Source organism: Paenibacillus sp. QJM3NY_38 (assembly GCF_056173265.1).
Genome location: NZ_CM149665.1, coordinates 648,128 through 669,063, shown reverse-complemented (window position 1 = coordinate 669,063; position 20,936 = coordinate 648,128). Strand labels below are relative to the sequence as shown.

General features: G+C 50.7%; 20 protein-coding genes. 6 read left to right on the top strand and 14 right to left on the bottom strand.

Annotation, left to right across the window (positions count from 1 at the left end; genetic code table 11):
• Positions 1 to 302: 302 nt before the first annotated feature.
• The 3 genes from AC0VZ8_RS02945 to AC0VZ8_RS02935 form a co-directional block, all read right to left on the bottom strand.
• Entirely contained in the window at positions 303 to 1,118 is an 816-nt protein-coding gene (locus AC0VZ8_RS02945) for a hypothetical protein (protein ID WP_475486006.1), read from the bottom strand.
• Positions 1,108 to 1,650 carry an RNA polymerase sigma factor gene (locus tag AC0VZ8_RS02940; protein ID WP_427492287.1) on the bottom strand — a complete coding sequence of 181 codons (543 nt, stop codon included), beginning with the start codon at positions 1,648 to 1,650 and terminating at the stop codon, positions 1,108 to 1,110. The genes AC0VZ8_RS02945 and AC0VZ8_RS02940 overlap by 11 nt, the downstream gene beginning before the upstream one ends.
• A gap of 152 nt (positions 1,651 to 1,802) precedes the next feature.
• Positions 1,803 to 3,194: an MATE family efflux transporter gene (locus AC0VZ8_RS02935; RefSeq protein WP_475486005.1), complete on the bottom strand. Its 1,392-nt coding sequence runs from the start codon at positions 3,192 to 3,194 to the stop codon at positions 1,803 to 1,805.
• Between the two features lie 156 nt (positions 3,195 to 3,350).
• Here AC0VZ8_RS02935 and AC0VZ8_RS02930 point away from each other — a divergent pair, with 156 nt between their 5' ends.
• From AC0VZ8_RS02930 to AC0VZ8_RS02920, 3 genes are all read left to right on the top strand, one after another.
• Entirely contained in the window at positions 3,351 to 4,220 is an 870-nt protein-coding gene (locus tag AC0VZ8_RS02930) for an AraC family transcriptional regulator (protein WP_194540680.1), read from the top strand.
• Positions 4,221 to 4,407: 187 nt separating this feature from the next.
• Entirely contained in the window at positions 4,408 to 4,560 is a 153-nt protein-coding gene (locus AC0VZ8_RS02925; protein WP_009591875.1) for a hypothetical protein, read from the top strand.
• Between the two features lie 374 nt (positions 4,561 to 4,934).
• A complete protein-coding gene (locus AC0VZ8_RS02920; protein WP_475486004.1) occupies positions 4,935 to 5,702 on the top strand; it encodes an ArsR/SmtB family transcription factor in 768 nt (255 codons plus the stop codon).
• 143 nt (positions 5,703 to 5,845) lie between these two features.
• Here AC0VZ8_RS02920 and AC0VZ8_RS02915 read toward each other — a convergent pair whose 3' ends face one another.
• From AC0VZ8_RS02915 to AC0VZ8_RS02865, 11 genes are all read right to left on the bottom strand, one after another.
• The gene (locus AC0VZ8_RS02915) at positions 5,846 to 7,429 is read right to left on the bottom strand and encodes a response regulator (RefSeq protein WP_475486003.1); all 1,584 of its coding nucleotides are present in this window, start codon (positions 7,427 to 7,429) and stop codon (positions 5,846 to 5,848) included.
• Complete coding sequence (locus AC0VZ8_RS02910) at positions 7,404 to 9,329, bottom strand: cache domain-containing sensor histidine kinase (RefSeq protein WP_475486002.1); 1,926 nt, start codon at positions 9,327 to 9,329, stop codon at positions 7,404 to 7,406. Before AC0VZ8_RS02910 ends, AC0VZ8_RS02915 begins: the two co-directional genes overlap by 26 nt.
• Positions 9,330 to 9,520: 191 nt before the next feature.
• On the bottom strand, positions 9,521 to 11,185 hold the full coding sequence (locus tag AC0VZ8_RS02905) for an extracellular solute-binding protein (protein WP_216532740.1): 1,665 nt from the start codon (positions 11,183 to 11,185) through the stop codon (positions 9,521 to 9,523).
• A 136-nt stretch (positions 11,186 to 11,321) separates the two neighbouring features.
• Complete coding sequence (locus tag AC0VZ8_RS02900) at positions 11,322 to 12,203, bottom strand: carbohydrate ABC transporter permease (RefSeq protein WP_071222229.1); 882 nt, start codon at positions 12,201 to 12,203, stop codon at positions 11,322 to 11,324.
• A 31-nt stretch (positions 12,204 to 12,234) separates the two neighbouring features.
• Positions 12,235 to 13,224 carry an ABC transporter permease gene (locus AC0VZ8_RS02895; protein WP_071222230.1) on the bottom strand — a complete coding sequence of 330 codons (990 nt, stop codon included), beginning with the start codon at positions 13,222 to 13,224 and terminating at the stop codon, positions 12,235 to 12,237.
• A 337-nt stretch (positions 13,225 to 13,561) separates the two neighbouring features.
• Positions 13,562 to 13,735, bottom strand: coding sequence for a hypothetical protein (locus tag AC0VZ8_RS02890; RefSeq protein WP_181469830.1), 174 nt, complete (start codon positions 13,733 to 13,735; stop codon positions 13,562 to 13,564).
• Between the two features lie 187 nt (positions 13,736 to 13,922).
• The gene (locus AC0VZ8_RS02885) at positions 13,923 to 14,159 is read right to left on the bottom strand and encodes a cold-shock protein (RefSeq protein WP_071222231.1); all 237 of its coding nucleotides are present in this window, start codon (positions 14,157 to 14,159) and stop codon (positions 13,923 to 13,925) included.
• Between the two features lie 96 nt (positions 14,160 to 14,255).
• On the bottom strand, positions 14,256 to 14,456 hold the full coding sequence (gene cspD, locus AC0VZ8_RS02880) for a cold-shock protein CspD (RefSeq protein ID WP_006207896.1): 201 nt from the start codon (positions 14,454 to 14,456) through the stop codon (positions 14,256 to 14,258).
• 303 nt (positions 14,457 to 14,759) lie between these two features.
• Positions 14,760 to 15,224: a pyridoxamine 5'-phosphate oxidase family protein gene (locus AC0VZ8_RS02875; RefSeq protein ID WP_260066522.1), complete on the bottom strand. Its 465-nt coding sequence runs from the start codon at positions 15,222 to 15,224 to the stop codon at positions 14,760 to 14,762.
• Between the two features lie 28 nt (positions 15,225 to 15,252).
• A complete protein-coding gene (locus AC0VZ8_RS02870) occupies positions 15,253 to 16,893 on the bottom strand; it encodes a glycoside hydrolase family 5 protein (RefSeq protein WP_475486001.1) in 1,641 nt (546 codons plus the stop codon).
• Between the two features lie 225 nt (positions 16,894 to 17,118).
• Complete coding sequence (locus tag AC0VZ8_RS02865; RefSeq protein ID WP_475486000.1) at positions 17,119 to 18,300, bottom strand: acyltransferase; 1,182 nt, start codon at positions 18,298 to 18,300, stop codon at positions 17,119 to 17,121.
• A gap of 170 nt (positions 18,301 to 18,470) precedes the next feature.
• Between AC0VZ8_RS02865 and AC0VZ8_RS02860 the strand changes: the two genes are divergently transcribed.
• The 3 genes from AC0VZ8_RS02860 (at position 18,471) to AC0VZ8_RS02850 (ending at position 20,922) form a co-directional block, all read left to right on the top strand.
• Positions 18,471 to 19,220, top strand: a complete 750-nt coding sequence (locus AC0VZ8_RS02860) for an amino acid ABC transporter ATP-binding protein (RefSeq protein ID WP_475485999.1) — start codon at positions 18,471 to 18,473, stop codon at positions 19,218 to 19,220.
• Positions 19,221 to 19,318: 98 nt separating this feature from the next.
• Positions 19,319 to 20,128 (top strand): glutamate ABC transporter substrate-binding protein, encoded by an 810-nt coding sequence (locus AC0VZ8_RS02855; RefSeq protein WP_475485998.1) that lies wholly within the window; start codon positions 19,319 to 19,321, stop codon positions 20,126 to 20,128.
• A gap of 134 nt (positions 20,129 to 20,262) precedes the next feature.
• Positions 20,263 to 20,922 carry an amino acid ABC transporter permease gene (locus tag AC0VZ8_RS02850; RefSeq protein ID WP_397376680.1) on the top strand — a complete coding sequence of 220 codons (660 nt, stop codon included), beginning with the start codon at positions 20,263 to 20,265 and terminating at the stop codon, positions 20,920 to 20,922.
• Positions 20,923 to 20,936 lie beyond the last annotated feature (14 nt).

Genomic DNA, 20,936 nt, shown 5'->3' with positions numbered 1-20,936 from the left:
AAGCGTTTACAATTGAAGAAATACAGAAATATAACTGCGTTATTAGCCTTTTTTAACGAATTAAAAATAATATAATCCAGTAATAGGAAGTGTTATTATATTTAATAGACTCCACTGATGTTACATAATATTACATAAAACTATATACTTAGCGTTTCTAACCCAATCTTTAAATCTTTGAACATAAAAAAGGATAGCCCCTCATCATGCGATTGGGCTATCCCTGTATATGTCTGTTGTGTTATCGATCGAGTAGGAGTCCGCTATCGAGCGTCCTCATTAAATGCAATAAACTGAAAATCCTATTCGATGCCAGACTCAGCATGGGTATTCGTCGTAATGTGGAATTCCTTCATCATGTTATGGAAGCGTGCGCCGAAGCCTTCGGAGGCCTCCAGGAAATACTGCTGCTTCACAACAAAGCTACCGCCCTGCCCGTTATCGAACACATAATATCGTATCACCGGGTCATCCCACTCTTTACCGCCGGTTCCACCAACGGCACGCACTTCCCAGCCTTGAATCGGTTCATCCACGGGATTCGATTCAACCTTCGGATATTCTTGCAGCTCCGTCTGGATCCGCTCCGCTGTCGTCTTGGGATCGACGCCCTCCTGCGAAATTTCCATGAACACTTCCGGATAGCGGTCATCCGTCGGCTTCTCCTTCAATTCAATGCGGTCCACGCCCGATTCATGAATCATTTTAAACCGGCTCTCATCAATATAAATCACGTAATCGGCACCCTCATGCAGCTGATCCACGCTGGTTTCCGGCGCGCCTTCAAGCTCCTGCTCGACCGTTTTCTGGGGAGCAAACCATTCCTTCACATGATCAAGGAACGCCTGAACCGGTGCCGTCTGAAAGCTGACGGTCAGTACGATGGCTGCCGCAGCGGCGGTTGCCGCAATCCATCCGGCAGTTCTTCGTCCCGAACGGCGGCGCCCTTTCGATTCCCGCGGCGCGAAGGGAGTCTCCGATTCCGCAGGCCGCCGGTCTTGCTCGCTATGAATCCGCTCCTTAATCGCCAACCAAATCTCGTCTTTATGTCGCATCGCGTCATCCGTACCCTTTTTCAGGCCGTCTGTTATCTCTTGATCCCATGGATCACGTCCCATGCTGATTCCCTCCCCTATTCTGCAGCATCCATTCCTTCAACTTCTTTCGAGCTTTGAACAATCTGGACTTCACCGTGTTGACGTTCAGCTCCATCATGTCCGCGATATCCTTCTCGGCAACATCATTCAAATATTTCAAGATAACGGGAATCCGGTGCTGGTCATCCAGCCGCTGTACCATCTCATATACCTCGCCATGCCGGTCAAAATCGTAGGTGTCGGTTTCCGAGGGAAGATCCCTCTCCTCCGATATCTCGGAAGGCACCACTCTCGCATGTTTCTTCAAATACCGATTGCATTCGTTATAGAGAATCCGGTTGAACCACGGGTCAAAGGGTTTGCTTCCATCATAGGCACCGAGGTTACGGTATACCCGGATGAACGTTTCCTGGACCACGTCGGCAGCGCTTGCCGGACTTCCGGTTACCGCAGTAGCCGTTCGAATCGCCCGATCCGCGTATAACCGGTAAAGTTCTTCGAACAATTCGTCACTGTATTCCGTCTTTAGTCGTTGTATAAGGTCGTGTACCAAACCGCGCTTTCCTCCTTTCACTTGGCCAATCACTTACAATACCCCGTCATGCGGTTAAAAAGTTTTCGAATGCATTATTTTTTAGTATGGCAAAAAAAGGATACCCCGATGCCCCACGGCCGAAGTATCCTTTTTCATATCATAACCCATCATTACGCTTGCGCCGGCACCGGCTCCATTGACGTCCCCTGATGATTCACCGGCTCGACTCGCTCTGCCTTCCGCAGGTGTTTTTGCCCGCGCCAGCGGAAGAAGGACAGCACCCCCCGCAAATACTCGTCGGCAATCATGCAGGAGTATATGCCGATAAGCCCCCACCCCATGTGAATGCCGAGTACATAAGAGAGCACGGTGGCGACCAGCCACATCGAGCCCAGGGAAATGTACATCGTAAACCTCGTGTCTCCGACGGCATTAAGCGAGTTGCCGAGCGCCATGTTGAGCATTTTGCCAGGCTGAAGAATCAGATTCATGCCCAGGAGCGATGCTCCGATCGCAATGATTGTCTTATCGTCCGTAAACAGCCCCAGCAGCTGCTTCCCAAACACATACAGAAGGAAGGCATTGACGACAACGTAAACAGCCCCGATGCCCAGCGCGCGGTACGCGCTCCGATAAGCCTCCTTGATCCGGCCCGCGCCGAACAGATGCGCAATCTGAATCTGGGCAGCCATCGCGATCGATGAGCCCAGCAAGAAACAGAAGGATTCCAGGGTATTCATATACGTACGTGCTGCCAGCTCGGCAGCGCCCAGCGTTGCAATGAAGGAATAGATGATCAGCTGCGTGAACACCCAGCAGGACATATTGATGCCGAGCGGCCATCCGATCCTCAGAATTTCACCGAACAGCGGACGGTTGAACACGCGGAATTCCTTCCACTTGATCCGGTATTCAAATGAACGAAGGAATATATACAGCAGTAAGAGCACAGCGAGCAGCCGGCTGACCACTGTCGAGATCGCGACGCCGGTAAGCCCCCACTGCGGGAACCCGAAAGCGCCGAAAATAAACCCATAGTTCATAATAACGTGAATGATATTCATTCCGATCGCTACATACATCGGCGCACGCGTGTTGCCGGTATTCCGGATGACGGTGCTCATCGTAGCCATCATGGCAATCAGCACCATCCCGCCGCCGACAATGGAAATATACGTTCCGGCTAGCGGAAGCAGATGCTCCGGCAGCTGGAGGATCGAAGCGATAGCCTCCGGCATCGCAAACAATATTACGCTGCACACCAATCCGATGATTGTGGTGGCACTCACCGCCATGATGCCGATCGTTCGAGCGTCTCCCGTCCGATGCGAACCGATCTTCTGGGCAATGAGAATGCCGGCACCGCTGGCAACCGTCATGAACAGGGTCGTCATCGCCTGAAACAGCTGATTGGAGAAGCCAACCACAGCCACCGCATCGTCGGAAATCCGGCTGACCATCAATGTATCCACCGCTCCCAGCAAAAACTGCAGGAACAGCTCGATGAATATGGGCCAAGCGAGAACCCATAATGTAAATTTACTTGTGTTTTTATCCAACATTCCAACCTCCACCCATGATGTAAGGGTTAAACACAATTCATGATGAAACGGTCTTTAACCTTCTCAAATTATAGATGGTATACTGGAGTTATAATATCATTTTCCGAACGAAAACTATCAAAATTCAAACCTCGCGAATCACGAAAGGGCTTTCTTATGACGATCCTGAATTTTACCGTTCCGCCGCTGCCGGAATACATCAATAGCGGGCTTACCCGCGCTCCTGTTCATAGCGGACATCCTAACCGCAAAAACATTGGCATCTTTGATCTGCTCGTGGTCATGAAGGGGCAGCTCCATGTCACGGAGAACGGCATTCCTTATGAAATCAAACCCGGCATGTTCCTCATCCTGCGTCCCGATACGCATCATTTCGGCACGAAGGGATGCACGGAGGAGACCGATTATTACTGGCTTCATTTCCAAACCTCCGGGAATTGGCATGCGGACGAGGCCTGCCAAGCGCCCAGAAGAGAAGAGGCTCCGGAGTTAAAGGCGATGACGCCGAACTATTTTTCCGTCAACATCCCCCAATTCGGCACCCTGCCTCAACCGGAAAAGGCTCTGGAGCTTCTGGCTACCATGTCTTCGCTGGTTCAGTACGGTCACCAGGCTAAATTTCTGTGGCGGCAGCAGGTGGTGTTCCAAGAGCTCATCGAGCAGCTGGCCGCCGCATTGGATACACCGGTGTCCTCTCCTTCCTCCGCTTGCGCCGAGCGGGCCGCAGCCTATCTGCGGAAGCATTATCGGGAAGAGTTCAAGGTGCAGGAGCTGGGCGACCGCATCAACTTCCACCCTGTCTATATTGCACGCTGCATGCAGAAGGAATTCGGCTGCTCGCCAGTTGAATATTTGCAGCGCTATCGGATCGAGCAGGCCAAAATGCTCCTCATGCAGACGGACTTCAGCATCAGCCGGGTCGCGGAGGAAGTCGGTTTCAATCATGCAGCATACTTTACCTCCTGCTTCACGAAGCAGGAAGGGATCTCGCCGCGTAAATACAGGCAGCGATTCTTCATGAATTAATTCATTTTTACGCAAAATCCAAGAAAGTGGCTTGCAACCTGGGCGGGAAGCCTTTATAATGAGAATTAACCACATGATAATGATTATCATTACCGGACAAGTGAGAATGTGTTGAGAATGTATTTATACTCAGGTTTACACGCTTTTCGCTTGAAGAGTTTATATATAAAGGAGAGCCGATTGACTTATGAAAACGACTTCCCGCCGCTGTTCTCTGCAAATGGATGATTATCTGGACCTGCTGAACCTCGCGATCCAGCTTGGAGACGTGAAATGGCAGAAAGAAATCACCCGCAAAATGGAAATGACGCTGTCCACATTAGAGACCGCAGCTCAATAAATAATATTATAGGGATTACATAATCCTGCATATATGAAGACACCCGATCGCGAATTCCAGGCATGTCCCTGGAAAGCCGACCCGGTGTCTTTTTTTCGGTGAGCAAAATAAACGACCCAGTCAATAGGACTGGATCGTGCCGAATCTTTAGCTGCCTCGAATTCGGCGCCACATATCGGTGCTATCCAGACTCCGATTCCGGAAATTCTCGATATACCTCCCCATTCGTCCATTCAAATGCCGTAAGCTGACAAACGATTCGTTGTATGATAATATGTGACTATACTGTCACATTTATAACACATAACCATTTAGTCACATGTAAATAGCCATTTGGATTTTCTTAGCATGCTGTTAAGAAGGAGCTGTCACGATTGGAAAATGAAATCTTTAAAGCACTGGCGGATCCCAGCCGACGCACACTCTTGGATCTGCTGTATAGATCAGATGGGCAAAGTTTAAGCGAACTTTGTGTTCCCCTGGAGATGACCCGATTCGGTGTCATGAAACATCTTCATATACTGGAGGAAGCCGGTCTTATCACAACGAGAAAGGTCGGCAGGGAGAAGCTGCATTATCTGAACTCCGTACCGATCCGTCAAATTTACGACCGGTGGGTCAGCAAATACGCTGAGCCCTGGGCCATGGAATTGTCATCCCTTAAAAATGAATTGGAGCGTGAACCGAATATGGAACAAAAACCTCGACATGTAAACCAAATTGCCATTAAAGCAGCACCCGAGCAAGTATGGCGCGCCATTACCGATCCGGCCAAAACATCAAAGTTCTGGTACAACTGCTCTATCCAATCCAACTGGGAAATCGGCTCTCCTTTCGAACTTAAGAACCCCCAAGGCAAGGTTCAAGCAGAAGGGACCATTCTAAACATAAACCCTCCGCATAAGCTGGTTCTGAGTTGGAGGATGTTAATAAACGAAGATACGGCCGGCGAGAGTCTCTCACGCATTACGTGGGAAATTGATCCCCATGCGGAGCTTAGCGGTGTAACCCTTGTAACGGTTATCCATGATGAGTTTGATGAGGCCAAACATACGGCGAACACACTCAAGTTAGGCTTGCCGATCGTACTGTCGGGATTGAAAACCTTACTAGAAACAGGTTCAACGCTTACTAGTGAATAATAGTGTCAACCGGGAAAACGGGATCGGATGTAAAATCCCCCCGTTCATATAAGAGGGGAGAACCCTGCCGCTTGCGGCCAAGGTTCTCCCCTCTTATATGACAATCGGATTCAGTTGTCTCATCCTCACCGCGTTTGCATTACCTACTCCTGCTGCAGTCCCGGACCTGTTTGTACCTTGATCCGGTATTCATGCGGCGAGATCCCTTCCAGCTCCTTGAAGACACGCGAGAATTGCTTGGTGTTCTCGAAGCCAACCGCTTTGCCTATGTCCGCAAGCTTTATGGCACCGTCCTGAAGCAGTTCCTTGGCCTTCGTAATCCGCAGCTTCTTAAGATATACCACAAAGTTCTCCCCCGTATGGGCCTTAAACGCTTCACTGAAATAAGAATAATTCAAAGACACATAATTGCTGACCATCGCCATGTTCAGCGGCCTGTGGTAATTCTCCTCCATGTAACTTACCGCTGCCTTAATCTCCGAATGCTCACTGTGGGCGGAACGAATCCCTTTAACATATTCATTCACGTGCAGCAGCAGATGCTCCAAATTTCTGAAATAGGTGTGAAAATGACGGTAATTGTCCATTGTCCCCACCTTTCGGTACAGCTTCAACACTTCCACCATGGATTCCCCGTACACGCGGAACACCTCATCCAGCACCTGCTCATTAATCCGCTTGCTGACATGTTCCAAATAATCGATGGCCACATGCGGCATATCCTCGATATGAAAAATATGCAGCAGCAGCGCCTTGATCTCCCGCTCCCGCTCCGTGCCGAGCATGTTGCCCAGCTTCCGGATACTCTCTTCCGGCACCGGATATGTGCGCAGCTCTCCCTGAATATCATCATGGCTCATCAGCTTGACGTTGGGATGAATGAACGTATAGCTCAGAGCGGTCAGCGCCTGAATGTAACAGCTCCGGATGTCTTCGACCCGGAAGCCTTCCCGGCTAATGCCCACAAAGAGCCCGTCCATCTCCCGCTCGGCAAACTGCCGTGCCAGCTCCTCGAATTGTCCGTCCGGACTGCCGATGAGCACGACCCTCCCCTTGCTGTCCAGAAAACAAGCGTTGATCCGCCCTTCCACTGAAGCCCTCATGTTATCAATCAATTGCTTCAGCTCATCCTTGTTCATGGCATTGCCGTCTTCGTACTTGTATTTCATCACCGCTACCCGGAATGGCTTCACAAACGAATCAAACCCGATTTCGTTCGCGACAGCTCCCATGTCCAGCCCCAGCCCTTGCGGCAGCTCCAGCAGCTCCTTCAGATGATGGGTCTGCAACTGCTGAAGATATACCTCGCTGGCAGCCACCCGGTTATGCACTTCCGCTTGCCGGATCAAAACTTCTTCTGTCTTTCGGAGGGCGGCGAACAGTTCATCCCGTCGAATCGGCTTAAGCAGATACTCCTTTACTTGATAGCGGATCGCCGCCTTGGCATATTCAAAATCGTCATATCCGCTCAGGATCAGAACGACGGGTTTAACCCCCAATGTTCCTTCCAGTTCAGCAAGTGCCTCAATCAGGCGTATCCCGTCCATGACCGGCATCCGGATGTCTGTAATGACGATATCGGCCGGCACTGCGCGGTAAGAATCCAGCGCTTCCTGCCCCTGGGCAGCCAGGCGGATCTCGTACTGATCCGGGAATTCCCGCTCAATCATCGTTTTCAGTCCATACCGGATATTCTTCTCATCATCCACGATCATCAGACTTCTCATGTCCACTGCCTCCTCCTGTTAACAGAACCTTAGGGAAGGTCATGGTCACCTGCGTGAACTTCCCCTCTTCGCTCTTCACTTCGATTCCATATTCATTCCCGTAGAACAACTGGATTCGCTGGTGCACATTCCGAAGTCCGATTCCTCCAGCCTGCACGCCGCCCCGCCCGTAATCTACGGAAGGGAGTTCCTCGTTGTCCGCCATTCGAAGAATCTCGCCCAGCCTGCCCAGTCGATAAGGCTCCATCCCGATGCCGTTATCGGTAACGTTAATCGTGATCCGATCCTCTTCCCATGCAATGGCATCGATCTTGATCCGCTTCTCCTGATCCGGGAACTCGGGCCAGGCATGCTTAACGGCGTTTTCCACGATGGGCTGCAGCGACATTTTTAATACCTCGAGCTCCATGAATTCGGACGGAATATTGAGTTCAAGCCGGATCGGCTCGTCAAACCGGATATTCATGACATCAATGTAATTGCGGATATGGCGAATTTCATCCTTCAATTTAACGTACTCCCCCGACCACTTGAAGTTGTAGCGCATCATCCCGCCAAGTGAGGTCAACGCATCCGAAATCGTCCGCTGCCCCTCGATTTCGGCCAGCATCTTAATATTTTCAAGCGTATTGTACAGGAAATGAGAGTCAATCTGGCTGTGCAGCGTTCGCAGCTCCGCTTCTTTGGTCACCGCTTGCTTGCGTACGCCCTGGGCAATCAGTTCATTGATGGTGCGGATCAATTTGTTAAAATGATGCGCCAGTTCACCAACCTCGCCGCCCCCCTGAATCGTAATGGCTGCGGTAACTTCTCCCTTGCGGACTCTCTTCATCGTCTCCGTTAAACGGCGCAGGCTCTTCAGAATAATGGAATTTAGGTAATACGTAATGATCGACAGCAGAAAAATCAATACAATGTTCGCCGCTATAATCTGCCCCTGGGCCTTGGATACGTTATTCAGCGCCCCTTCCAGGGAAACGACATTCAGCACATGGGCATGAAGCCGCTCCATCGGGGTAGCAATCAGCAGGAACGAGGATCCGTCCAGGCTAAACCTGGCATGTATGGTCTTCTCGGAGTCGCCCGCCTCCTGCTTCAGCTTAGCGAACTGAAGCTCCACCTCGCCTCGGAGTCCCTCGTGACTGTTCATGAATGATTGGCTTCGGTCCATGAACAACTGCCCTTCCTGATCGACGATAACCATCTGCGAGCTGTTATCCACGATACCGGCAAAGGTCTTCGGAGCAAAGTACTTGAGCAGCATATCCACCTGGATCACGCTGCTGTAATCCCCGCTATGGACTTGGCGAATCAAGGACACCTTCGGCAGCTCCTCGGACACGTCGGCAGCGTAGCGCTGCAGAATATCGGGATCGCGGTGGTTGAATAACCACATCTCCCCGCCGTCCAACTCCTTGACTTTGGGGAACCACGGCTCGCTTGCGATCCGTTTCTCCTGAAAAATAATTGGCCACATTTCCGTCACGTTTGCGTTGTTTGTGTATAACCGAAGGTGAGTAATATTCGGATTGTTGGTTTGGATCCGCTGGATGTCCTTGAAGGGCCCCCGAGCCAAATCGATCAGCCACGCCACCTCGGGTTCTTCATTGATCCGAAGATAATCCTTGATCCCGTCGTCCGAAATCGCCAGCTGTGCGGCCATTTCGATCGCCTCGATCTGGTTCAGCATGTTCATCTTCTCGATTTCCAGCAGGAATGAGTTCTGGTTGAGCGCATCGCTGATATAGGTATCCCGAATCTGCTTGAAAAAATAATTCGACACGATCATGCTCGGAATCAGCAAAATCAAAATATAGGCAGCAACCAAACGGCTCTGCATCGACCTGCGGCCAATCCAATAAGCAAACGATTGTATAAGCGATGCCATTCGTTTCATCATGACTGTCACATCCCGTTTTCTATGAATAACCGCAGCCAAGCCAGCCGAGCCCAGAATGGAAAGGCGGCATCAGCCGATCGGATCCCCTCCTATATTAGCTCGTGATGCGACAAAAGGCACCCTATTTCGACAATATCGATAATAGGGTACCTTAAGTCCTTATTCTGTTCATCCGCCTGAGCGGATCATCCTTACTTCAGGAATTCCTCAAGCTTCTTGACGTTCTCTTCGTATTCTTTCTGTCTGAATTCCTGAACCTTCGCGAAACCGAGGGATTCACGCTTCGCTTGGTAATCGTTCCAAATTTGATCGAACTCGGCATCCGTTTTAGCAAAGATCAGCTTCGGCAGGATTTTACCCCACTCGTTCATTACCTTGTCGTTAATGATGCCTTCCTCGGAGCTTGCATCCGGATCCAACTGATCGAATTGCGAGAAGCTCTGGGTCTTGCCGCGAGTCCAGTCTTCCATCTGCTTAAACGGCTCGACGGCAGCAGGCATCCAAGGCTGCGTAACGTTGTTATCCATCATCATCCAGAAGGTATGGGATGCTCCATACTTCTTATCGAATGCCCCGCGGTCGCTGTTCAGCAGCTCCGCTACCTCGGGCAGGAATTGATCTTTGCCGTCAATCGTGTCCCATGTCACGCCTTTTTCGCCGAGGTAAGTATCACGCTGGCCTTCTTCGGAGATCAGGTAATCCAGGAAGCGAATGGCGCGCGCTTTGTCTTTTACGTTTTTGGAGATGAGGGTTACCGTCCAGCCGGAGATCGAAGGACCCGACAAGGTCGGCTGATCCAGGTTGGAGTTAGCCGGTCCGTCCACTGCAATGTAGACCGAGTTCGGATCGTTTGCATACAATGCGTTCTGCTGGTTCGCCATATCGCTGCGTTGGTACAGCATCGCGAAATAGCGGCCCTGTGCGATTTTTTCTTCCATCTGCGGACGTTTATCCACGAAAATATCCTTGGACATCAAACCTTTTTCATTCGCCATACGGAACGTCTTCAACCATCTTACATATTCCGGATCGGTGCTGCGGTCGTACAGCTTTCCGTCTTTATCCTGCGGAATGGCAAGGAAGTTCTGCAGGTAGCCCTCGAGGGAGCTGTTTCCTTTTTCATGGAAATCATGCAATCCGAAAGGAATGAGCGGCTGTCCGTTCACGTCCGGGAACATTTTCTTGGCGTCCTCAAGCGCTTTCAGGAAACCTTCCGGAGTGCGCATATCCGGGCTTCCGAGCGCCTCATACATGTCTTTGCGGACCAAGAACGTTTGGTTGGAGGTAATGTTATCGCCAAACTTCTCATAGTCCTTCGGTGAAGAGGAGGCATTCGGATAACCGTAAATATTGCCGTCATCCTTGGTGTACCACGACACCTTCGCAGGGTCGGTTACTTTATAGAAATACGGATCGTATTGGTCGGCCAATTCGTTCAGCGGCAGAACGAGGTCGCCTTCGATCATTTTTTTGACAGCGTCTTCATACCATCCCAGCGTAATAAAATCAGGCAGTGTGCCGGAAGCAATCATCGTATTCATCTTCTCGACTTCGTTCCCAGCCGGTACGATGAAGTTGACGTTAACCCCCGTCTTCTTCGTTACGTATTGCGACGTAATGTCCTCGCCCCATTTGTTCGGGAACCAGGCGAAGTTGATGTACCAATCAAACGTAATCGGGGAGGTATCGACTTCCCATCCCGGCTGATCCTGAGTCAATTTTACTTCTTCTGCCGGTTTGTCTTCCTCTTTTTCCGACGCGCTATTATCACCGCCGGACGAGCATGCTGTTGTAAAGGCCATGACCAGCGCGAACATCAACAACAGAAGGCTCTTTGGCTTAAGCATCTTGCTCATGTGTTTACCCCTTTTCTTATTTAAAAATATGATTATATAGAACTCCCGCCGGATTAGGCAAGAGAAGCTACCTGTAAAATATCCCCTCCCCCTGGTGTCCCCGGGAGAGGAAAGCTGCGTTATCAGAGACCGAGAATTACCCTTTAATGGAGCCGATCATCATCCCTTTGACGAAATATCGCTGCAGGAACGGATAGACGAATACGATCGGCGCTGTCGTCACGACCATGGTCGCCATTTTGATCGATTGGGAAGTGACCGTCTTGGACACGCCGCCCGGAACCTGTGCCATCATCTGATTGGAGCTGGATTGTGCGACGACTTTATACAGATACGTCTGGATCGGCTGCAGATCCGTATTGTTGATATAAATGACGCCGGTGAAATAGTCATTCCACTGGAACACCCCATGAAACAAGGCAATCGTCGCGATAACCGGCATGGATACCGGCAGCACAACCCGGAGGAAGATGGACCAGTCATTAGCCCCGTCAATCTTCGCCGCCTCCTCCAGACCGTCCGGAATTTCCCTGAAGAAGGTCATGAAAATGATGAGGTCGAAGAAACTGAACATGAACGGAATAATGTACACCAGGAAGCTGTCGAGCATATTCAAATCCTTGATCAACAGATAAGTTGGAATTAGTCCGCCGGTGAAAAACATCGTCACCGTTCCGAGCAAAATATAGAATTTGCCGCCGATCAGACCCTTCCGCGAGAATGCATAAGCCACCATGGCGGTGAAGAGGACATGGATGAACACACCAATGACGGTTTTGGCTACGGTAATGCCCATCGCCGTCATGATGCCGGAGCTCTGAAACACCGCGCTGAAATTCTCAAGGCTAAACATCCGCGGCCACCAGTAGATCCCTCCGCGCATGGCGTCCTGCCCGTCATTGAAGGCATTTACCAGCACGTACCAGATCGGGTAGATCGTCAGAAAGCATACGATCAGCATGCCGAAATTATTGAATATATCGAAGAAGGCTTCGCCTTTGGTTCTGCGTTTAAACATGGATTATTCGTCTCCCTTCTGGCTGGTCTCGCTAGAATAGTGATGTGTCGTTCAGTTTTTTGGTCACCTTGTTCGCGATCAACAGCAGGATAATTGCAATGACGGACTTGAACAATGAAACGGCTTGCGCGTAGGAGTAACGTCCGTTCTGCATCCCGGTGTGGTACACGAAAATATCGATGACGTTGCTCGCGCTTTCGTTCAGCGAGTTCCGGAGCACCAAAATCTGATCGAAGTTGGAGTTCAGCACACCACCAATTGCAAGAATGAAGAGGATGGAAATGGTCGATTTGATACTGGGAAGGGTGATGTACCACATCTTCTGAAACCGACCTGCGCCATCAATCGTCGACGCCTCGTACATTTCAGGCGAAATGCTGGCAATGGCCGCCAGATAGATAATCGCGGACCACCCAAGCTCCTTCCATATATCCGAGGTGATAATGATTCCCCAGAAATATTTCGGTTCGGCCAGATACGTGATCGGCTCATCGATCATATGCAGAGCCATCAAAATATTGTTGATAATCCCGATATCCGCCAGCCAGGTCATCAGAATGCCGCCCAGAATGACCCATGACAAGAAGTGAGGCAGATAAGAGATCGTCTGAATAGTCCTCTTGTATCGAACAGACCGGATTTCGTTCAGAAAGAGTGCAAAAATGATCGGGAGCGGAAATCCGATAAACAGCTTCAGCAAGCTGATCCCGAGCGTGTTCCGCATAACGTTCGTAAAGTCCTCGTCTGAGAAGAACTCCTTAAAGTGTGCCAGCCCTACCCATGGCGCTTCGCCGATGGACTTCACGATATTGAATTCCTTAAATGCAATGATGACACCGTACATCGGTATGTAGTTAAAGATGATCATCCACGCAACGCCGAGCAGCGCCATAATTTGAAGATGTCGTTGGCCGTAGAGCTTTCTGAGCCATCTCTTTCTGTCAAGCTTCTTCTGTACAGAAGGCTCCATTGAGGGACCGACACCGGTTTCGGAAACGTCGGCATGAAGTTGATTTTGCATGGTTATGACCTCCAGGTTGATCCTATCATTTTGAAAACCTTTACATTCTTTATGTTTATATTGTAGATCGTCCTTTCTCTGCACGAAAGGTTTCAGATTTCGTTTCAAGGGGCTCATTTTTCGGGTACACTTCGCCATTCACGAAAAAATGCAACCCAAAAACGAAATATTGCGCCCTCTACTCTTCCAGACACAAAAAAAAGGCATGGACAGCAGCCTCCACAGCTGCCATTCATGCCTTTCCTCTTGCTCTAACGATCTTTCGCCACAAGCGATCCATCGGATCGCTTGTGGCGGCGTTATCGTTTTTCGTCACGTATATCAAACGGTTTCCCAGTTATTCCCCTTTGTCTTCCTCACGTTGCTCCTGTTTGCTTTCATGTTCCTGTTGGTATTTCTCACGCATCAGCTTCTGCATGATGAATTTCTCCTGATCGTTCAAGCCGCCTTGGTTATCCTGGATGATCATGTTGTCAATGTTCCTCTTCAGTACCTCGGTTTGCGTGTTCAATACATTTCACTCCTTTGAATTTTGCGTCCCTTATCCGTAAAATCATTCTGAATCAGAATGAAAGGGTACACGTATTACTAACCATTCTCCTTCCAATGAAACAGAAATAGACGGATTTACCATAAAATCCGAAGGTAGCTTCAAGAAGAATTTGTGTTTGCCCAGCGCTTTCTCTAGGTATTAGCTGCTATTTGCGCTCGATCTGAATCCCCTTAGCCAGAGATTTCTGTTGTTTATTGGTATTAACTAGCTGCGGCAGGCTTCTCGTTTCCTTGACCATAGGGGATTGACACAAATGGCATACCGGTTCCGTGTCGAACGCAAAATCGTCCCGCATCCACCCTTTGCAGTCTTCCTTAGTGCATGCCCAAACTTCCGTTATTTCTTCAGGAATACTCTCCATCGAGTTTTTACGCGAATACATGAACGCTCCTCCTTATTCTCGTCTTAGAAAATAGAAACGCCGTATAAAAGAAAACTGCCCTTAATGTCGCACATTAAGGGCAGTCTTCAATTGTAATTACAATTTAACAACGTTCTCAGCTTGTGGTCCACGGTTTCCTTCAACAATGTTGAATTCAACGCGTTGGCCTTCGTCAAGCGTTTTGAAGCCGTCGCCTTGGATCGCGCTGAAGTGAACGAATACATCGTTACCGCCTTCAACTTCGATGAAACCAAAGCCCTTTTCAGCATTAAACCATTTAACAGTTCCTGTTTGCATGGGGGAATCCTCCTTGATATATATTTACATGACCTTTTTTCTTCGCAGACGGAATAAAAAAATTCACATATTGCACAAGGTTACCAGAAATGACAACCCTCTACAATATGTGAATTCAGGTCGATTTCGATATTCACATCTTAACACATTTGACTGCCGATAGCAAATACCAATGCAAAAGATTCTGCGGAAAAATTAAAGTTATTTTATTCTGCATCATTCCGATTAAGCACGAGCAAGCATATACAACTCCCGGCATATGCCGGGAGCTGTACCCAGAGCAGCGTTTTAACGCGTAAACGTTTACTTTCGCAATTCCTCCAGCGTTTCCTTCCAGCGCTGCAGGACTCCTTCCGGGTCGTGCAGCTGAAACTTCACGGCCGATATAATATCTGCATACTTCGCGATATCTTCGCGAACAGCCACTACCTGGGCATCAAAACGCTGCAGCGGATGCCGGGCATCCGGCAGATCGGGAAGCGCTTGAAGGCGCAGCCGAACATAATGGGCCGCTCCATCATGAATTGCCACCAATGTGCCCTGTCCGGTGCGAAGAAGATTGCCAGTCGTAACCGTTCCCTGCCATAATGCAAGTCGAAGCCGGTTCCGGTCTAAGGCCAGCACCTCCCCCACGCTGAGCATGGCCGTATTCGGCCATCCATCTTCAGTTACGCTCAATAGCATCATCGCTTCATACTGTTTCAACTCCAGATCCGAGCCATCCAGCCATTGGCACAACCCTTCTGATATTGCAGCCTGTTCCGTCACAGCGCCATCTCCCCTTCACCATATCACTTTAACGAGCTTCGATAAATTCCAGCCAATCCAGCTCGATGCGGCCTTTATTCACCATAAACACCAGATCCACGGGGCCTTCCTCAATCGGCATAGCCGCAGCCACCCTATGGATGTCCCACTGTCCATCGCCAGAGTCAGACAAGGAGATAAGCTCAGGCTCCCGGTCCCCGATCTGGAGCATAATATCCACCGTTCCCTCGGGAATCAGGACCCGAATGTCCAGATGAAAGATGCCTGCACCAGCGCAAAGCGCATCATAAGCAAGCCAATCGCCCTCCCGGAGCTGTACGCATACCAGGTTGTCCTTCGCCCACGGCTTGCCGCCTTCCGGAGCGTAGCTTGGTTTCTCTGCCTTGCCCGTCATCATTCGCATCGGAACGCCGTCAGAAAACCGGAAGCCGATATCCTGACTGGCCTTCGTCTCTACATGATAAGAAAGGCCCTCGCCCCGATATCCGTAAAACTCCGCCGGAATCTGAATGGGCAGCCGGCGAAGCAGCGACCGTGATATGTTCGGGTAAGCATCGCAAGCTGCCAGCGGAAGATGATCCAGGAATTCGCCCAGAATCGCTTCAGCTTCAGCGGAAGAGGGCCTCTCTCCACCTTCCAGGTAATTCGTCAGCTTCTCCCAGCCTTTCGGCATGCGAATCGAGAAAGGTGAGTTTTGAGTGCTCATCTTCTTCCAGGTCCAGAAGTTCCAGGATATGTTATGGTCCTCAAACATTCGGAATGCGCCCGTGTACCACTGCGGGTTATTCTCGCCGCCTTCACCCATGAAGATCGGCACATTCCATTCTTCGCGAAAATCCAGATACTTCTGAATGCTCTCCGTGTCGGGATTATTCCAGTACTTATGGAACTGCAGCATCAAATTATCGTCAAACTTGTCGTCAAAAATACTCCAGTCCGTAGACCAGTGGACGCCTTCCAAAATGATCATATGGCGCTTGTCCACTTCGCGTATAGCCGCGGTGATTTCCTTATACAGCGGCATCACCCGGTCATTGTACTCGCTGAACCAGTCGGGCAGCGGTTCGTTAAGCAGGTCGTAACCGGCCACGATCCACTCATCTTTATAGCGTTCCGCCAACAAGCGCCACAGTGCCACGGTTCGCTCCGCGTTCCGTCGATCCGTGAACAGCTCCGGCAAATCCCGCTCGGAATCGTCGATATTGGCCCCGGTCTGTCCGCCGGGCGCGCCATGCAAATCCAGAATAACATACAGCGAATACGTCCTGCACCAATCGATCACCTGATCAATGAGCCTCAGATGACCTTCATGATATACAAAAGGCGGGTGCTGCCCTTCCTCCATAATGAACCTCGCATTGATCGGTACTCGAATGGAATTGAAGCCTTCCGAAACGATCTGCCGGATATCGGCTTCGGTGATATAACGCTCGTAATAGGTCTCCCAGAACGCAGCCGCCTTCTCCTCGCCGATCAGATCCCTGACCATGCCTTCGATGCGCCGCGGACGGTCTACCTGCTCCGGCATTTTCCACATGTATCCTTCCGGCAGCAGCCAGCTGCCAAGTCCGACTCCCTGCAGCAGAATTTCCTGCCCGTCCCCATTCACCACGCGTTTGCCGCCCGCCTTAACAAAACCGCTTACCAAAGGATTTCTGCTATCATTCATATTGGCATTCCCTCGCTTCCATGTCTGTAACGAATGTAATTGACCTGTTCCATATCAACGGCGACATTCGTTCTACAGGCCAAACATCAGTCAAAATATAACATGTCATGCTGGGCAATAAGCTCCATTCCGAAAATCAGGGAATCATTCTGAAATATCGGCCATCGGCCAAAAGAAAAAGGCGCTATCCTCTGTTCGAGGATTGCACCTTTCCACTTATCAAACTTACGATGAAACCTCCGTAACCGGCTGAGCGGGAACAGGTTGACTTGGTGATCTTCCCTTCCGCAAGCCGCCCGGCAGTTTACCGAAAAAGATCCAGGTCCAGCTCCCGAGACAACTCATACTGTACACCACTATATACGAGACAGCCAGTGCGCTGATAAGACCGCCAGCATACCACGCCAGCAGCAGCCAGGAGTTCTCCGTCTGCGGAGGAAAGTCCCGGTAGAGGAGCAGCACCAGCGGATGTACCAGATACACACCGAAGGAATACACGCCGAGCCGCCTGAACCCGTTCAACCACCACGACCTCTTATTTCCGAAATGAAGAGCAACCTGAAGCATGACCAGTGCGGTTGTCAACGTATGCACATTCCAGAAGGCATCGTAGAGCAGCGGATGATATTCCGTCCCCAGCAGCCGCTGATTGTATCGAAGGCCGATATGCGCCAGCGCGGCGCCCAGCCATATTGCCCAAAGGGCGATCCAGCCCAGCTTGCGCAGCACCGGTCTTGCGGGATGCTGCGTTGAAGTTAGCCAATCCTTGACCCGGTCATAATAAATGCCGATCCACGCCCCAAGAAAATAATACGACAGAAACGACAGCGACCAGCTGTTCCGGTTCGTTACGTCCCACCAGGCGTCATTGCCGATATAGAACAACCACTGCAGTCCAATGCCGACCAGCACGCAGACCGCCGCGAAGCCGCGGAATCGTTTCAGCAGCATCAGCACGAGTGGGAACAGCAGATAGAACTGGATGTTAATGAAGATAAAATATAAGTGCGTGTAAGATTTCCCCGTTGCCAGCTTGGGCCAGAAACTCTGCAGCATTGCCGCCAGATTCGGCTCGCCTCCGCGATGATACCAGGCCACCGTAAAGAATAACACCGAGAACAGCAGGTACGGCACCAGGATATACATCAGCCGATTTTTGAAGAACCGCGCAAGGTCACGGCCTTTGAACGGACGGTGATAATAGTTATAGAACAGCACGAAGCTGCTCAGAAATATGAAGGTCGTCGTTCCAACCTTCGAGAATATGTTCAAGAAGTTATACAAGCCAAAAAAATCGTCCCCGCGCATCTGAACTGTGGCGAACGACGTCGCATGCACCATCAGCACGCCCATCATCGCAAAGCCCCGAACCAGGTCGATTTCGGTTATTTTTGCACGTTTATCCATGTTGCCTCCTCCATATGATTACGCCCCCTATTATATCTCACTCCCCACCGCTTGGATACTAAATTTTCCTAAAAGTGGCATGGAACAAGCTCCCTTTGCCATACCAGTGTAAAAAGGGCCTGGCACCAAGACAGGACACAAGCTTACATGATGCAAGCGTCCAATTCGAAGTGAATAGGAGGGGATTTCTACTGATTGAATTTAGCCGCGTCAACAAATTTTTCGGAACCTTCCATGTTCTGAAAGAAATCGACCTGACCATTTCCCAGGGGGAAGTCGTTGTCATCGTTGGACCTTCCGGCTCCGGTAAAAGCACGCTGCTGCGGTGCATCAATCGGCTCGAAAGCATTACGGATGGCGAGCTTGTCGTGAATGGCGTCAAGCTGCATGACAGAAAGATCGACATCAATGCATTTAGGCGGGATATCGGGATGGTCTTCCAGCATTTCAACCTGTACCCGCACAAAAAGGTAATCGACAATATCATTCTTGCGCCCATGAAGGTGCTGGGGATGTCCAAAGCGGAGGCAACGAAAAAAGCAATGACGTACCTGCAGCGAGTTGGAATTGCGGACAAAGCGGACAGCTATCCCTCTCAGCTCTCGGGCGGCCAGCAGCAGCGGGTTGCGATTGCCCGCGGATTGACCATGAACCCGAAGATTATGCTGTTTGATGAACCGACGTCCGCACTCGACCCGGAGATGATCGGCGAAGTGCTGGATGTCATGCGTTCACTCGCCCACCAAGGCATGACCATGGCCGTGGTTACCCATGAGATGGGCTTCGCCCGCGAAGCCGCGGATCGAATCGTCTTTATGGACGAAGGCCGGATTATCGAGGATGCGCCCGCCTCCGATTTTTTCAATCAGCCGCGGGAAGAAAGAGCACGGGCGTTCCTGAGCCGTCTGCTGCATCACTAACCCGGACTTGGTGCGTAGGGGCGGAAAGAAATTGCCGCATTGCTCTTTAGGAAATTAACTTATTAAGAGAATTCATATCTTTAAGGGGGATCTGGTGTATGAAGAAAAGATTGACGAGGACCTTCAAGTGGAGCGCGGCCCTGCTAGCTTTAGTCATCATGCTGGTCGTATCCGGATGCGGGGGTTCCGGCAATACGGACACCCTCGAGGCGATCAAGAAACGGGGCAAGCTTGTAGCCGGGGTGAAATATGATACGAAGCTGTTTGGACTGCAGGACCCAGCGACCGGCAATGTGGAGGGCTTCGATATCGACATCGCCAAAGCGCTGGCCAAAAAAATTCTCGGTGACGAGACCAAGGTCGAGCTGAAGGAGGTCACCTCCAAGACCCGGATCGACATGCTGAAAAACGGGGACATCGACATCATTATCGCCACAATGACCATAACGGAGGAGCGCAAAGAGCAGGTGGACTTCAGCGATGTGTATTTTGAAGCCGGCCAATCGCTGCTCGTGAAGAAGGGAAGCCCGATCACGGGTCTGGAAAGCCTGAACAAGGATACGAAGGTGCTTACCGTAAAGGGCTCTACCTCTGCGCAAAACATCCGCGAGAAAGCGCCCGACGCGGTCATTCTCGAATTCGAGAACTATCAGGACGCCTTCACCGCCCTCAAAGCGGGACAGGGCGATGCCCTGACCACCGACAATTCCATCCTCCTCGGCATGCAGCAGCAGGACCCGAGCTTTGAGCTGGTCGGCGGCAACTTTACGGATGAACCCTACGGCATGGCCATCAAAAAAGGGAATCCGGAGTTCGTGAAAACCGTCAACGAGCTGTTGAAGGAGCTGAAGGATAGCGGCGAATACGACAAACTGTATGAGCAATGGATGGGCGTAAAACCGGAATAACCGCAAGCATGTAATGGTCGGCCGGGCTTAAGTTGTCATGGCTCCAATCAGGTTCCTCCCTATTATCGGGCGGAACAGCCTGGCTACTTTTGACCGGCTAAACGACCATCATCCCCCATTGGAGGTGAGGCATTTTGACCTTGTGGGATTTTAACATTCTGGTCCAGCACTGGGATCAATTCATGGCTGGCCTGGGCCAGACCATTCTCGCCAGCCTGCTTGGGCTGATCGGCAGCCTGGTGCTGGGCACCTTGATCGCCATTCTGCGGATTGCCCCATTCCGCATATTGAAAGCCATCGGCGCCATCTATGTTGAGTTTATCCGCAACATTCCGCTACTGGTGGTTGTCTTTTTCTTTTTCCTGGGCCTGCCCTCTCTCGGCATACCGGTGGACCCGTTTACTTCGGGTACGCTTGGGCTAATGGTGTATACGGCTGCCTTCATTGCCGAAGCCATTCGGGCGGGGATCCAGGCGGTACCCTCCGGACAGTCGGAGGCGGCTCGCTCCTCCGGGCTGAGTTATATCCAGAATATGCGCTACATCGTTCTTCCACAGGCGATCAAAATCGTATTGCCGGCCATCGGCAACCAATTGATCAATCTGGTCAAAAACTCCTCGGTCCTCGGCGTTATCGCCGGACTGGACCTGATGTATTATGCCGATCTGATTAACCTGAGCACCTTTAAAGGCATTCCCGTCTATACGTTTGTGGCCCTGTTCTACCTGCTCCTGACCATACCGCTCAGCCTGGCCGTCCATTACATGGAGCGGCGCTTTGCGAGAAGCAATTGACGTTAAACGCAAGT

Excerpts from the sequence above, each read along its gene's own strand:
- AC0VZ8_RS02935 (WP_475486005.1), bottom strand. The coding sequence starts at position 3,194 with ATGTTGGATAAAAACACAAGTAAATTTACATTATGGGTTCTCGCTTGG.
- AC0VZ8_RS02855 (WP_475485998.1), top strand. The coding sequence starts at position 19,319 with ATGAAGAAAAGATTGACGAGGACCTTCAAGTGGAGCGCGGCCCTGCTA.
- AC0VZ8_RS02895 (WP_071222230.1), bottom strand. The coding sequence starts at position 13,224 with ATGCAAAATCAACTTCATGCCGACGTTTCCGAAACCGGTGTCGGTCCC.
- cspD (WP_006207896.1), bottom strand. The coding sequence starts at position 14,456 with ATGCAAACAGGAACTGTTAAATGGTTTAATGCTGAAAAGGGCTTTGGT.
- AC0VZ8_RS02865 (WP_475486000.1), bottom strand. The coding sequence starts at position 18,300 with ATGGATAAACGTGCAAAAATAACCGAAATCGACCTGGTTCGGGGCTTT.
- AC0VZ8_RS02905 (WP_216532740.1), bottom strand. The coding sequence starts at position 11,185 with ATGAGCAAGATGCTTAAGCCAAAGAGCCTTCTGTTGTTGATGTTCGCG.
- AC0VZ8_RS02885 (WP_071222231.1), bottom strand. The coding sequence starts at position 14,159 with ATGTATTCGCGTAAAAACTCGATGGAGAGTATTCCTGAAGAAATAACG.
- AC0VZ8_RS02945 (WP_475486006.1), bottom strand. The coding sequence starts at position 1,118 with ATGGGACGTGATCCATGGGATCAAGAGATAACAGACGGCCTGAAAAAG.
- AC0VZ8_RS02900 (WP_071222229.1), bottom strand. The coding sequence starts at position 12,203 with ATGTTTAAACGCAGAACCAAAGGCGAAGCCTTCTTCGATATATTCAAT.
- AC0VZ8_RS02870 (WP_475486001.1), bottom strand. The coding sequence starts at position 16,893 with ATGAATGATAGCAGAAATCCTTTGGTAAGCGGTTTTGTTAAGGCGGGC.
- AC0VZ8_RS02915 (WP_475486003.1), bottom strand. The coding sequence starts at position 7,429 with ATGAGAAGTCTGATGATCGTGGATGATGAGAAGAATATCCGGTATGGA.
- AC0VZ8_RS02930 (WP_194540680.1), top strand. The coding sequence starts at position 3,351 with ATGACGATCCTGAATTTTACCGTTCCGCCGCTGCCGGAATACATCAAT.
- AC0VZ8_RS02910 (WP_475486002.1), bottom strand. The coding sequence starts at position 9,329 with ATGATGAAACGAATGGCATCGCTTATACAATCGTTTGCTTATTGGATT.
- AC0VZ8_RS02925 (WP_009591875.1), top strand. The coding sequence starts at position 4,408 with ATGAAAACGACTTCCCGCCGCTGTTCTCTGCAAATGGATGATTATCTG.